Origin of the sequence: Pseudohongiella sp. SYSU M77423 (genome assembly GCF_029911965.1) — a bacterium.
Taxonomy (GTDB): Bacteria; Pseudomonadota; Gammaproteobacteria; order Pseudomonadales; family Pseudohongiellaceae; genus Pseudohongiella.
In genome coordinates, this window is the sequence record NZ_JARYTH010000003.1 from 342,146 (window position 1) to 356,773 (window position 14,628).

Here is a 14,628-nt window from a genome sequence, read left to right on the forward strand (position 1 = left end):
CGGATTAACGGGCCGGGACTCGTCGGGCAATGCTTGAACACAGGATGACATCATGACACGCGCTGACCGCTGGCTCTTGCCGGAAGGGGTAGAGGAATTATTGCCCCCGCAAGCCCAGAAACTGGAAACTCTGCGTCGCGAAATTCTCGATCTGTACCGAAGTTGGGGCTATGAGTTCGTCATGACCCCACTGATCGAATATCTGGACTCACTTCTGGTTGGATCCTCTCACGATCTGGATCTGCATACCTTCAAACTGACGGATCAATTAAGCGGGCGAATGATGGGCCTGCGTGCTGACATCACCCCACAGGTTGCCCGTATCGATGCCAGAAACCTGCATCGCAATGGCCCGGTGCGCCTGTGTTATGCCGACAGTGTTGTGCACACCCGCCCGCAGGGACTACTCACATCACGCGTGCCGATCCGGATTGGCGCGGAGCTGTTCGGTCACCAGAGTGTCGCCTGTGATATTGAATTGATTGCGCTAATGGCACGCACGCTGCAAGTGGCTGATGCCGGGCCGATTCACATTGTGCTTGGGCACGTGGGTATTTTCCGCAGCCTGGTTGCTGCCGCCGGTCTTAGCAAAGAGCTGGAGACCGAACTGTTCGACGCCATGCAGCGCAAGGCCTACAATGATATTGATGAATGGGTTGATGCACAGATAGCCAATCCCAATCATGCGCAGATGTTACGCACGCTGGCGCGTCTGAGTGGTGGTCGCGAGGTGCTGGATCAGGCGCGCGAAGCGCTGGCACACGCTCCACCTCAGGTGCGGGAAGCTTTGGAAGAAGTCGTGAGTATTGCCGACGCACTGGGCCAGCGTCTCGATCCATCTATTTCAGTCGGATTTGACCTGTCGGAGTTACGCGGGTATGAATACCATACCGGTATCGTATTTGCGGCTTACACCCCCCAATATGGCAAGGCCATCGCCAGAGGCGGGCGTTACGATGATATCGGACAGGTATTCGGGCGAGCACGCCCTGCGTCGGGATTCGACGCAGATCTGAAGATTCTGACGCGGCTCAGCGCCAGGGAAATGGCGACTGGCCAGCGCATTCTGGCGCCTGCAAGCGTGGATCCGGCGTTGCTGGCCCAGATCGAAGCACTCAGGGACAGTGGTGCGATTGTCATCACACAGCTCGACGAGACAACTGTTTCGGAAGAATTACTGCATGAATTACAGTGCACACATCGTATAATTGCCGCGCCGCAGGGTGGCTGGCAGTTGGTCGCACTGACATCCACTACCGTTTGAAATTTATCGCACAGAGATTAGTACCATGGGTAAAAGCGTTGTTGTTTTGGGCACACAATGGGGAGATGAAGGCAAGGGCAAGATTGTCGACCTGCTGACTGAGCAGGCGGCGGTGGTGACCCGCTTTCAGGGCGGACACAATGCCGGACACACGCTGGTGATTGGTGGCAAGAAAACAGTTCTGCACCTGATTCCCTCTGGTATTCTGCGCGAAGACGTGACCTGTGTTATCGGCAATGGCGTGGTAGTCAGCCTGGAAGCCCTGCTCAAAGAAATCGGACAACTGGAAGCGCAAGGCATTCCGGTGCGCGAACGCCTCAAAATAAGTGGTGCCAGCCCTGTCATTCTGCCATCCCATGTGGCCCTGGATCAGGCGCGTGAACAGCGACTTGGCGCCGGCAAGATCGGCACCACCGGTCGTGGTATTGGCCCGGCCTATGAAGACAAAGTAGCCCGGCGCGGTATTCGAATCGGCGAACTGTTTAATGCTGAGCATTTCGCGGAGCGTCTGCGTGAAGTCATGGAGTACCATAATTTCATGCTGACTCAGTACTATCAGGTCGACGCCGTTGACTATGACAAGACACTGGCAGAGTGTCTGGCTTACGCTGAGCAGGTGCGGCCGATGCTGGCAGATACCGTGGACCTGATTCACGCTCACCGCAAGGCCGGTGATAACCTGATGTTCGAAGGTGCACAGGGCTCATTGCTGGATATTGACCATGGCACCTACCCGTTTGTAACTTCTTCCAACACAACTGCCGGTGGCACAGCCACTGGCAGTGGTTACGGCCCGCTGTATCTGGATTACGTGCTTGGTATCACCAAGGCCTACACAACCCGTGTAGGCTCAGGTCCTTTCCCGACCGAGCTGTTCGACAATGTCGGCAAACATCTGGCAACTGTAGGCATGGAGAAAGGCGCGACAACAGGGCGAGATCGCCGCTGTGGCTGGTTTGACGCAGCCGCCGTCAAGCTGGCCATACGCATCAACAGCGTTTCGGGTATCTGTCTGACCAAGCTGGACGTGCTTGATGGTCTGGAGTCCATCAAAGTGTGCACTGGTTATGAAGGCCAGGATGAAGCTCAGAACGGCCTGATGACCGTTGATCGCTACGAACAGCTCAAGCCAATCTACAAGGAATTGCCGGGCTGGAGCGAGTCCACCGTCGGCATTCGCTCTCTGGAGGAGCTGCCGGAAAATGCTCGCGCCTACATCAAATATATTGAAGAGGTGATTGAGGCGCCGGTGGATATTATCTCCACCGGTCCGGATCGTGATGAGACCATCATCCTCAGACACCCCTTCGGCGCCTGATACCGCCGGCATTGTCCTGTACCCTGACTGTCTGCAAAATAAGCGTTGGCCAACTTCACGCATGATGCGGTTGGCCTGCTAAACTGATAGTCAACGCTAAATAGACAGTCCGGGGTAAGCATGGATTTTCTGTCCATCAACAGTCTTTTTCTGATTGGCGCACTGCTGGTGGGTTTCAGTGTGCTGGTCAGTGCCCTGTCATCCCGGCTGGGTATTCCCATCCTGGTCATTTTTCTCGGCGTAGGTATCCTTGCGGGCGAAGAGGGTATTGGCCGCATCCAGTTTGATGACTACACCCTGGCGTTTATCGCCAGCAATCTCGCGCTGGCGGTTATCCTGTTTGACGGTGGTATGCGCACGCGGGTGGCTACTTTTAAAGTCGCTCTGGGTCCTGCACTGTCATTGGCTACCTTCGGCGTTGTCATTACTGCCAGCCTCACTGGACTGGTGGCCGCGTGGCTATTTGAGCTCAGCCTGTTACAGGGATTGCTGATCGGTGCCATCGTTGGGTCCACTGACGCCGCCGCGGTTTTTTCGCTGCTGGGTGGTAAACACATCAATGAGCGGGTCAAGGCCACGCTGGAAATCGAGTCAGGCAGTAACGACCCGATGGCAATCTTCCTGACGGTCACGCTGATTGGCATGCTGGCACAGGTGCAACAGGCAGGTCAGACCTCGGTGTTGAGCTTTGCCATACAACTGGCGCAGCAGTTTGGTTTTGGTATCGTGTTCGGTATCGCCGGTGGCTGGCTGCTGTTGAAGCTTATCAACCGCTCAACCCTTGCCAACGGTCTGTATCCATTGCTCGCAGTCAGTGGTGGGCTGTTGTTATTCGCCCTGACCAACTACGCCGGTGGCAGCGGCTTTCTGGCCATCTATTTGTGTGGTCTGTTCCTGGGTAACCGGCCGCTTCGCAGCCGCGTTTCCATTCTGAGCGTTCTGGATGGGCTTGCCTGGCTTAGCCAGATCAGCATGTTCCTGATCCTGGGGCTGCTGCTGACGCCCAGCGATCTGCTTCCAATCGCATTGCCGGGAATGCTGCTTGCACTTTGGATGATTCTGATTGCCCGCCCCCTGGCAGTGATGCTGAGCCTGGCATTTTTTAGCCGATTCAAATGGCGCGAGCGGTGGTATATCTCCTGGCTGGGTCTGCGTGGTGCGGTGCCCATCATTCTGGCGGTGTTCCCGGTAATGGCAGGGCTGCCAGAGTCGCAGCTGTACTTTAATCTGGCCTTCTTTGTGGTGCTGGTATCGCTGCTCGTCCAGGGCGCCTCCATTCCAATGGCCACCCGCCTGGCACGGGTGCAGGTGCCTTCACAGCCGCAGCCGATCTCGCGTTCTGGGCTGGAAATACACCCGACCAGTGAATGGGAGCTGTTTGTTTACCGGCTTGGGGCGGAAAAGTGGTGCATTGGGCGAGAGCTGCGCAAATTGCGCATGCCCGAGGGCACGCGGATTGCGGCGCTGTTCCGCGGCCGTGAGCTGCTGCACCCTACCGGTAGCACACGACTTCTGGCTGACGATATTCTGTGTATTGTTGGCCATGAACACGATCTCCCGGCTTTGGGCAAGCTGTTCAGCGAAGCACCTGCGCGCGGCATGGATGACTGGTTCTTCGGTGACTTCATTCTGGACGCCGCCGCCCGACTTGCCGATCTGGCGCCGGTCTATGGTCTGCATCCAGGCACTGATATCAGCGATCAGACGATTGGCGAGTACCTTAACCGCCGCATGGGTGGCAAGCCAGTACTGGGCGATCAGCTCGAGTGGCAGGGATTTGTCTGGACCATCGCTGCAATGGACGAAGGACAGATTAAACGGGTTGGCATGAAGCTGGCGCGCTGAGCGGCCACCTGTCAATTGATCCCGTTTCAGGTACACTGAGCTACCCTGATAGAGACTACTACCAACTATAAGAATTGAGTATAACAGGAGACTTACATGCCCTTCCGTAAACTGATTACCCGCCTGGGCGTTGCTGCAGCGATGTCGGCCGGGCTAGCCTTTCAGCCTGTGTTTGCGCAGGAAGGTTATACACCTCCAGATGAGCCACCAGCCGACTGGGGCCCCGTATCGGAGATGATGGAGGAGATTGAATACCCCCGCCCCGTCGAATTCATGGATATCGAACACTTCAGCCAGCAAGGTGTAATGGCGTATATGGATGTCGCACCAACTGGCACGCCAAACGGCCAGAATGTGATGTTGTTCCATGGTATGAACTTTGGTGGAATTGGTTTTGCGCCGACTATTGACGCCCTCTCAGAGGCAGGCTTCCGGGTGATCGTGCCGGATCGTGTCGGTTACGGTAAATCGTCAAAACTGGATATTCCCTACAACCTGAGCATGTTCGCCGCGGACGCGAAGAAGCTGCTCGATCATCTGGGAATTGAACAGACCGCCATCGTGGGCCATTCCATGGGTGGCATGCTGGCCGCGCGCTTCACCATGACCTATCCGGATACCACTACACATATGGTGCTGGTCAACCAGATTGGCATGAGCGACCAGCGCCAGGGTCGCCCATGGCGCGATATCCATGAGGCTGCAGAGGGTGTGAGAACTGGCACCAGCTATCAATCCATTCTCGCCAACCATATGCGTTACTACAATACCGAAGTAAAACCTGAGTATCTGGAATTCGTCCGTATGCAGTACGGTCAGACCCTGATTGACTCATGGCCAAAGCTGGCCCGCATTCGCGCCTGGCAGCAGGGTATTCTGTACTTCGATCCTGTTGTTTATGACTGGCAGCACATCGATACCAAAGCACTGGTGCTGGGTGGTCAGGATGACCGTCTGACTCCGAACTTTGCCGAGCAGTCACAGCATATTGCCAATACGCTGCAGAACGCTGATATTCATCAGTATCCAGGCATCGGCCACAACCCGCACTTTGAATATCCAGAGCAGTATCATGAGGACCTGATTGCTTTTCTGAGTTCAGATCCTGATACGGAAGCAACTGATTGGTAATTATTGCTGCATAATTTCAAGAGCAACAAAAAAGGGAGCCTGAAGGGCTCCCTTTTTTGTTGCGGTGAATCGATTACAGCTCGAAGTCTACCGACATGTAGAACTGTCTGCCGAATGGATCGTCGATACGGGTTTCCATACCGCCGTTCTGTGGCAGTCGCTGCGCCATGCGATCAAACAGGTTGCTGATACCGAGTGTCAGATTGGCATCAGCCCGCAGGAAGCGATCGACCGTGAAGCGATAGGAGTAACGTGCATCCACCTTGGTGATGGCCCGGATTTCCGGGTAATCAGCCAGATTGTAGCCCAGTGTCGATGTGGTCTCATCGTAGATCATGCTATCCAGGTAACGGGTCGTAATACCCACAGAGTGGTTATCGTTGAACCAGTTAAGCCCCAGATTGCCTTTCCACTTGGAGATTGGCGGTGCAAAGGCGGTGTCGGAGTTGGATGAACCCCGCGCATCGACGATCGGAGATGTGGGAGACTGCTGGTATTCCCAGCGAGTGTAGTAGTTGCCACTGAAGCTGACGCTGAATCGGCCCCAGTCATTCACGCTGAAACCATAACGTACGCGCAGGTCAAAACCTTCAACAAACTGTGACGCGTAGTTGATTGGCGCACGAATAATGGTGTTCACCGCGCCATTGCTGTCGCGCAGAACCAGTGGATTCGGGTTGGATTGTACCCAGGCAATACCATCAGCAAGATTGCTGGGGTTGCTTGGGTCGTAAGTCTCAGCGGTATAGTTGGTGGCTGCCAGGAAGTCGTTAAACTGCACCGTGGTGACCTCTTCACTGGTCAGGCTCTGAATCTTGTCAAAGTATTCAATCTCCTGATAATCCAGATCGATGCTGAGGCCTTCGATAGGCAGCCAGCTGAAACCCACGTTGACAATCTCGGACTCTTCCGCGCCCAGGTTAGGGTTGCCCGACGAACAGCTTGGTAGTCCCGTCATCACCAGGCCTGTGATTGGGTCAGGGTTGTCATGCGTGACATCTGTGCAGTTTTCAATCAGCGCTGGGCGCAGCTGTGAGGCTGAAGGTGCCAGGAATGACTCACCATAGCTGGCGCGCAGCGCCAGGCTGTCCAGAGGTTCCCACAACAGTGAGACTTTGGGTTTGGTGGTCTTGTAACCCAGTGTGTAGAAGTCTTCCTGTCGAGCAGCGGCCTTGATGCCCATGCTGCCGATAGGTGAGTTCTGCAGCAGCGGAATCTCCAGTTCAACAAAGGCTGATCGGACATTCGAATCGCGTGCTTCGATGGGATTGATGTACGCAGTGATATCGGACGTCAGGCTATCCCTGGCTTCTGTCAGTGGAGAGTTGTTGTTCCAGATACGCTCTTTGCGGATCTGGAATCCTACCGCGCCCAGAACGGTACCGGTGGGTAAGTCGATTACTTCGCCATCAAACACCGTATCCCAGTACGTCAGGCGGGTACGGTCTGTTTCGTGGAAGTTTTCGACAAGCAGCCAGTCCACCAATTCCTGGCTGTTATCAGTGACACCTGCTTCATAAAACGGTGAGCGAGGATCAGCCGAGCCGAAGGGATTGAACCACTCATTACCATTGGGGCCGCCCTGGCCACGAAGCGCTGCTGACATACGCGACAGAGAATAGGCGTCATCCTTGATGGAGCGTCGTGACTGCTGGTAACCCACCCAGGACTGACCGCGCCAGGACGTGTCGCCAATTTCAAAGTCGCCACCGAATTTATAGGCATCTGTGTAGTAGGGGTAGATAGTTCGCAAATAGCCATTGCCCTCAGTCACGCTGGGCAGTGTGCCAATCTTGGTAAATGGACGCCAGAAATAGGGCATGACGTCGCGATTAAAAGGATTCGCAGGATGGCTTGCCGGAACTCGAAGCTGAAGCTGGTTAGCTCGCGGTGTCACCGCGTTGCTGGGCGAGCTCATCAGTTGCGACTCACGGTAATTGTGGCTCATCTGGAATTCCAGATTCAGCCAGTCCGTCGCTTCGTAGGTGAAGTTGTTGAATAGCGTGTAATTTACGGACGGGCGGGCAAAGTCCTGCCATTCGCCAAAGTACAGGAAGCACCGGCCGAGCGAGGCCGGTGTGCCACTGGGAAGCGCCCCGATCTGGCTCAGGTCTTGCGCGCCGTCGTTGAAGGTCGCGCAACTGGGATCCTGTGAGCCAAGCGGGCTGACACTGCCCCAGCTGCGCCAGGCGCCCGGATTGCCGTAAGATGAATCCTGATCCGCGATTTCCAGGTAACGCGGACGCTCGGCGACCATTAGCGAGGTACGATTGGAGTACTCAAAAGCACCCACCCAGTTGACGCCGATGCTGTCGAAGTTCAAACCGGTCATCAGTTCCAGGGAACTCTGCTCGGTACCTCCGCGTTCATCCCGCTTGTAGTAGACACGGGAGCGCAGACCTTCATATTCCTTGTACGGAATGATATTGGCCACACCAGCAACTGCGTCGGCACCATAAAGCGCTGCACCGCCGTCGGTAACGATCTCAATGCGTTCCTGAGCGATACTCGGCAGCAAGCTGGCAACCGCGCCTTCGTTGGCGGTACGGCGACCGTCCATCAGGGTCAGGGTTGATTCTGTGCCCAGACCGCGAAGGTTAAAACGCGCAGAGTTCGAATCCTGCTGACCATCGGCGGTATCCAGGATATTGGCAACGGTATCGATGTTCTCCATGTAGGGCAGGTCACGGATGTACTCACCCAGGTTTGCTGCACCGGATTGCCATATGTCATCCGTACTGATGGTCTCAATAGGCGATGCATTGGTAAACTGGCTGTTGCGGATAAATGAGCCGGTGACAACAACTTCTTCAATATCACCTTCTCGGGCGTTTTCGTTGGTCTGGGCAACTGCCTGATGCGCGGCCATTATGCCAAGCGTCAGCAGCAGTGACTTTGAGGGTCGGAATGACTTCATTATGCTCTCCAAGTTCTATTTTTATTGTCATTTATGGATACATGCCGCCGGGGCGGGACTGCTTGCGTATCTATCCTGCTGATAGACAGAAATGACTTGGAGGGCTGCAGTGGCGCTCCTTGCCAGCTATCGTCAGCGAGACTGGTTATTAATAAAGCAAATATGCACTATTCATGAGCCCGATACGCCAGCTTGAACTGAATATGCGGCGAATGACGGTCGGCCACAAACCAAAACACGCCCCGTAGTTTTGCATTCGATTTAGAACAGCTGGACAGCTATAATGCTCGAGCGATCGTTCAGTGTGTTGGACATCATAGAGTGTGCTGGATCGCGGGCATTGCAGCGACAGTGTCGTTAACTTTTTACTGTGAAGGATCAGGAAGGAATTCATGTCAGACGACTCTTTCAAGGACAGCGCACTGCGCTACCACGCCGAACCTGTCCCCGGCAAACTGGCCATTCGTCCCACCAAGCCACTGGCGAACAATCGGGATCTGTCCCGTGCCTATTCACCCGGTGTTGCGTTTGCCTGTGAGGCCATCGTGGAAGACCCCGCCGAAGCTGCGCGTCTTACCTCGCGTGGCAATCTGGTTGCGGTTATTTCAAATGGTACCGCCGTGCTGGGACTGGGTAACATCGGGCCGCTGGCAGCCAAGCCAGTCATGGAAGGCAAGGCGGTATTGTTCAAAAAATTTGCTGATCTCGATGTTTTTGATATCGAGATCAATGAGACAGACGTCGACAAGCTGGTTGAGATCATTGCATCGCTGGAGCCAACATTCGGCGGTATAAACCTCGAGGACATCAAAGCGCCAGAATGTTTCCTGGTCGAGCGCAAGCTGCGCGACATCATGAAGATTCCGGTATTCCATGATGATCAGCACGGCACGGCAATCGTGGCGGCCGCGGCGGTCTATAACGGACTTAGAATCGTCAACAAGAAGTTCGAAGACATCAAGCTGGTTGCTTCCGGTGCGGGTGCTGCCAGTATTGCCTGTGTCGAGTTGCTGCTGAGCATGGGCGTGCGCAAAGATAACGTGCGGATGCTGGACCGCAATGGGGTGATCTATAAAGGTCGCCAGGAAGGCATGAACCCCTGGAAGGAAAAGTTCGCTGTTGATACCGAAGATCGTACTTTAAGTGATGCAATCAAAGATGCAGATCTGTTTCTGGGCCTGTCGGGTCCAGGTGTCATGGATGCGAAGATGGTCAAAAGTATGGCACGTGACCCTCTTATTCTGGCCATGTCTAATCCGATTCCGGAAATTATGCCTGAGGAAGCGCGTAAAGCCCGCCCTGACGCCATTCTTGCCACCGGTCGCTCAGATTATCCGAACCAGGTGAATAACGTTCTGTGCTTTCCGTTCATCTTCCGCGGCGCACTCGACTGTGGCGCCACGCATATCAATGATGAAATGAAGCGAGCCTGTGTGCAGGCGATCGCTGACCTTGCGTTGCGGGAAGTATCCGAGACAGTTGCCAAAGCGTATATTGACGAGGATCTCAAGTTCGGGCGCGAGTACCTGATTCCCAAGCCATTCGATCCACGCCTGATCGAAGAGGTGCCACTGGCTGTCGTGAAGGCGGCCATGAAAAGTGGTGTCGCTACCCGACCAATTGAAGATCTGGACGCCTATCGCAACAAGCTCAGTGCATACGTAAACAGCAGTCGTCTGTTCATGCAGCCCAATATAGACCTGGCGCGCCGACACCCGGCCCGAATCGTTTATGCCGAGGGTGAAAACGACGATGTACTGCTTGCCATGCAGGCTGTGGTGGACGAGGGGGTCGCCAAACCCATTCTGATCGGCCGGCCTCCGGTCATTAATGACAAGATAAAAAAGATTGGTCTGCGATTGGAGCCGGGCAAGGACTTCCAGGTATTCAACTCTGAGGAAGCTGACGTCCACGAACGCTACTGGCAGTTTTATCATCAGCATGTCGGCCGTTCAGGCGTCTCGGTCGAGGCAGCCAAAACAGCTGTTCACAGCAACACCACCGTGCTTGCAGCCCTGATGGTGGCACTTGGTGAGGCAGATGGCATGGTGTGTGGCAAAGTAGGGCGGTTTGATACGCACCTGCACGATATTCGGCCCATCATTCGATCTACCAAGGCGGGAGGCCGCCTCTCTTCCATATGTGTATTGCTGATGGATGATGGCCCCCTTTTCTTGACCGATCCCTTTGTTAATGTGGATCCGACCGAAGAGGATGTTGTCGAGATTGCCAAGGATGCTGTCCGTTTTGTGCAGCAGTCATTCGACATCGAACCGGTAGTAGCACTCCTGTCACATTCAAACTTCGGAACTTATGAAGATAGTTCGGCGATCAAGATGAAGCGCGCTGCGCATCGTCTGCGCATGGAACTGCCAGAGGTTCAGATAGACGGGGAAATGCACTCGTTGACCGCATTGAATCCTGAGATGCGCGCGACTGTGTTTGACGGCGCCAATATCAAGGGGCGTGCAAACATTCTGGTCATGCCTAATATGGACGCGGCCAGTATTGCCCTGGGGCTATTGCGTTCGCTGACAAACGCCCGCCTGATCGGACCTTTCCTTAACGGGCTGGAGAAGCCAGTGCACATCCTGATTCCGTCAGTGTCAGGCAGGGGCATCCTGAATTTGACTGCGCTGGCATCGGCAGATATCTACCAGCGCGATCAAAGCAGCCATTCGGGCGCCTGATTACGGGCGCTCGACGATGGCGGCAACTCCCATGCCGCCAGCGGTGCATATTGATATCAGGCCACGGCCGCTGCCCTTCTCCTCGAGGATGGCGGCCAGTGAGCCGAGAATGCGGGCACCCGTTGCGGCAAAGGGGTGACCAAACGCCAAAGAACCGCCTTTGATATTCATCTTTTCCCGATCGATAGCGCCCATGGCCTTGTCTCGATTGAGTCGCGAGCGGCAAAAGTCATCATCTTCCCAGGCCTTGAGTGTGCACAGGGCTTGAGCGGCAAAAGCTTCATGAATCTCATAACAGTCGAAGTCCTGCAATGACAGCCCTGCCTGCTGCAGTAATTCACTGACGGCGACCGTAGGTGCCATCAGCAGGCCTTCGCCATGCACAAAGTCGACAGCACTGCTGCGGCCAGCCGTCAAGTATGCCTGTATGGGCAGATTATTGGCTTTTGCCCATTCCTCACTGCATAGAAGTACTGCTGCAGCACCGTCGGTCAGTGGTGTGCTGTTGCCAGCTGTCAATGTGCCGTGTTTACGATCGAATGCCGGCTTAAGTGATGCCAGTTTTTCCAGCGATGAGTCTGCCCGCAGGTTATTGTCGCGTGCCACGCCTTCATACTGACTCACCAGATCATCAAAAAATCCGGCGTCGTAGGCTGCCGCGGCTTTCTGATGGCTTTCCAGTGCCAGTTGATCCTGCTCTTCGCGCGTCACTCCCCACTCCTGCGCCATCAATTCACAATGTTGCCCCATGGACAGACCCGTTCGTGGCTCTCCATTGGCAGGCGGGCGTGGTGCAAGTTCAGAAAGTCCAAAGCCCTTGAAGGCTGCAAGCCGCTGCTTGAAGGTGCGGGCCTGGCCCATTTTGATCAGGCGGCGTGCAAAGCGTCGCTGAAACACGATCGGCGCATCACTGGTGGTGTCTGTTCCTGCGGCGATCGCACAGTCGATCTGGCCGGTGGCTATTTTTGCTGCAGACATCAGGGCCGCCTGCAGCGAGGTGCCGCATGCCATCTGCAGAGTAATGCCGGGTGTGGCCGGTGACAGATCGGTGCTCAGCACTGCCTCACGTGCCAGGTTCCAGTCTTTGCTGTGTGTGGTTACAGCGCCTGCGACTACCTCGTCAATCTTTTTACCGGACAGCTCGAAGCGGTCACTGAGCTTTTGCAGTGTGTCAGCCAGCATGTCCAGATTGCTGAGTTCAGCATAGGCCGTGTTTGACCGACAAAATGGCAGCCGCACGCCGCCAGCAATGACTACTTTGCGAAGGGACGTATTTGCATCAGCGTTATACACGGGTTTCGGTCTCCTGCTCAGGCTCTTCTGACGCGTTGTCGTCGGGCGTTTTTTCGGATGTCTCCTGATTCGCAGGCGATGCAATCCGATATTGCTCGTCCTGGTGTTCCAGGTAATAAAGTGGCCCACCCCTGAACGGCGCAAAGCCAGTGCCGAAGATCATGCCTGCATCAAGAAGGTCTGCATCACTGACTACTTCATCATTAAGTGCCGCGCGGCACTCGTTGATGTAGGCATCGACCAGCTTCTCGGCGAGTTCGGCCAGGTTGTGCCCGGACACATTGTTGCTGTTTTTCTGGGGTTTGTCTTTTTCCCACCGGTAAAGGCCATGTCCGGATTTTTTACCCAGTTTGCCGTCATCTACCAGCTTCTGGATAAATGCTTTTTCCGGGCTTTCAGGCAAACCGTCTTCCTGGTCGGACTGAAGCACATCGGTAACCATCAGACAGACATCAAGGCCTACTGTGTCGGCGAGTTCGACAGGCCCCATCGGCATGCCAAAGGCCTCGGCGGCAGCATCCAGCGCCTCGGCTGGCACACCTTCGCGATGCAATCGCAGGGCTGTCATCATGTAGGGCGCAAGCACACGGTTAACCAGAAAGCCGGGGCTGCTTTTGACGGGCAGTGGGAAACGGCTGATCTGCTGGCAAAAGGCTGCTCCTTTCTGTGCTTCTTTCTGAGAGGTATCTGGCCCGGATACAACTTCTACCAGTGGCATTTTTGCGACCGGGTTGAAGAAATGCAGGCCGATAAGACGACTTGGGTCGTCCAGCACGCTGGCCAGCGTCTCAAGCGGAATGGCGGATGTATTGGTAGCCAGTACCGCGCCTGATTTCATTTTTGGCGCGATATCCTTGAACAGTGACTGTTTGGCTTCGGCGTTCTCGAAGATGGCTTCGATGACAATGTCGGCCTGACCCACAAATTCGGCCTCGACATCGGGACGCAATCGATCCAGCGCTGCCCTGACCTTTGCAGTGTCCTTCAGTTTTTTCTGGAACTGCTTCTCGGCCCGCTTTATGGCTGCGCTGACGCTCTTCATGTCGCGGTCCTGCAAAGTGACCGTCAGGCCTCGCAGAACACACCATGCGGCGATATCACCGCCCATGGTGCCAGCTCCCACTACATGAACGTGACGAACGGCAAAATCGACATTCTTGCCCTGAGATTTCAGGCGTTCCATCAAGTGGAAGACGCGACGCAGACTTTTGGCGGTCGGCGATACCATCAATTCACCGACAGCCCGTGCCTCCTCCCGCATCATCTTCTTGCGGTTACCGCCATAGGTCTGCCAGGTATCGATCAAGCGAAAAGGAGCAGGGTAGTGTTCGGGACGCGCTTTGCGCTGGGTCTGCTTGCGTATCTGGCCTGCGAGAATCGATCTTACCGGCCAGACGTTGCTCATGCTGCGCATCAGACCAGGCCCGCGGTGCTTTTTGCCTTTAAGAACGGCGTCACGGGCCGCCCAGAGCAGTTCTTCGTGACGACCGATCACCTGATCCACAAGGCCAATCGAGCGGGCCGCGCGCGCACTGATCTGGCGAGCCGTCAGCATCAGTTCCATGGCCTTGATGCCGCCGATGGTCCGCACTGATCGCACCGAGCCGCCGAAGCCAGGGAAAATACCCAGTTGTGTCTCAGGGAATCCAAGCTTGGTCGACGGCACATCTTTGGCAATGCGGTAGTCACAGGCCAGCGACATTTCCAGGCCGCCGCCAAGGCAGTAGCCCTCAATTGCGGCGACGGTGATGCACTTGAGTCGTTCAAGCCGGTTGAACATCTCGTGGACGCGCTCTATTTCGCGTGTCACAGCGCTGGCGTCGTCGAAACCTTCAAATTCCTTGACGTCGGCGCCGAACACAAAGCCAGTGGTTTTGCCGGACATCAGCACCAGGCCGCGCGGCGAAGACGTCTCAGCCAGCGCGACAAGCTGCTCAAACTCCTCAAGCACGGCGCGGGAAAGCGAATTGACGCGCTCTCCCTCACGATCCAGATAGGCATAGATGATATTGTCGCGATCACGCGACAGACGCCAGTGTCGGAACTTGTTGGCATTGGCGTCTACGGCTTCGGGTACTGACGTGGCAGACGTCTCTGTCATGGCGACCTCACTCAGTCTGAAAAGAACTTCCTTACCTCATTCTGCCTGAGCGGGCCAAGACTGACAAAT

General features: G+C 55.4%; 7 protein-coding genes and 2 pseudogenes. 6 read left to right on the forward strand and 3 right to left on the reverse strand.

The genetic code is table 11. The features are described 5' to 3' along the window. Window positions 1–52 precede the first annotated feature (52 nt). The 4 genes from QGM61_RS09215 to QGM61_RS09230 all read left to right on the forward strand — a co-directional run bounded on the left by QGM61_RS09215 (window position 53) and on the right by QGM61_RS09230 (window position 5,558). Entirely contained in the window at window positions 53–1,264 is a 1,212-nt protein-coding gene (locus QGM61_RS09215; RefSeq protein ID WP_281132778.1) for an ATP phosphoribosyltransferase regulatory subunit, read from the forward strand. Window positions 1,265–1,289: 25 nt separating this feature from the next. Next, entirely contained in the window at window positions 1,290–2,582 is a 1,293-nt protein-coding gene (locus QGM61_RS09220) for an adenylosuccinate synthase (protein ID WP_281132779.1), read from the forward strand. A 120-nt stretch (window positions 2,583–2,702) separates the two neighbouring features. Then, window positions 2,703–4,427, forward strand: a complete 1,725-nt coding sequence (locus QGM61_RS09225) for a potassium/proton antiporter (RefSeq protein WP_281132780.1) — start codon at window positions 2,703–2,705, stop codon at window positions 4,425–4,427. A 96-nt stretch (window positions 4,428–4,523) separates the two neighbouring features. Then, window positions 4,524–5,558, forward strand: a complete 1,035-nt coding sequence (locus QGM61_RS09230) for an alpha/beta fold hydrolase (protein ID WP_281132781.1) — start codon at window positions 4,524–4,526, stop codon at window positions 5,556–5,558. 73 nt (window positions 5,559–5,631) lie between these two features. Here the strand turns inward: QGM61_RS09230 and QGM61_RS09235 are convergent, their stop codons facing one another. After that, window positions 5,632–8,475, reverse strand: coding sequence for a TonB-dependent receptor domain-containing protein (locus QGM61_RS09235; RefSeq protein WP_281132782.1), 2,844 nt, complete (start codon window positions 8,473–8,475; stop codon window positions 5,632–5,634). Window positions 8,476–8,867: 392 nt separating this feature from the next. On the opposite strand from QGM61_RS09235, the pseudogene QGM61_RS15260 reads away from it, so the two are divergent. Both QGM61_RS15260 and QGM61_RS15265 read left to right on the forward strand, forming a co-directional pair. Continuing rightward, a pseudogene (locus QGM61_RS15260) lies at window positions 8,868–10,094 on the forward strand (malic enzyme-like NAD(P)-binding protein); the annotation flags it as partial. 72 nt (window positions 10,095–10,166) lie between these two features. Then, window positions 10,167–11,165 (forward strand): annotated as a pseudogene (locus tag QGM61_RS15265) (phosphate acyltransferase); the annotation flags it as partial. On the opposite strand, the gene QGM61_RS09245 reads toward QGM61_RS15265, so the two are convergent. Both QGM61_RS09245 and QGM61_RS09250 read right to left on the reverse strand, forming a co-directional pair. Then, window positions 11,166–12,458: an acetyl-CoA C-acetyltransferase gene (locus QGM61_RS09245; protein ID WP_281132784.1), complete on the reverse strand. Its 1,293-nt coding sequence runs from the start codon at window positions 12,456–12,458 to the stop codon at window positions 11,166–11,168. Then, complete coding sequence (locus QGM61_RS09250; protein ID WP_281132785.1) at window positions 12,451–14,559, reverse strand: 3-hydroxyacyl-CoA dehydrogenase NAD-binding domain-containing protein; 2,109 nt, start codon at window positions 14,557–14,559, stop codon at window positions 12,451–12,453. The genes QGM61_RS09245 and QGM61_RS09250 overlap by 8 nt, the downstream gene beginning before the upstream one ends. Window positions 14,560–14,628 lie beyond the last annotated feature (69 nt).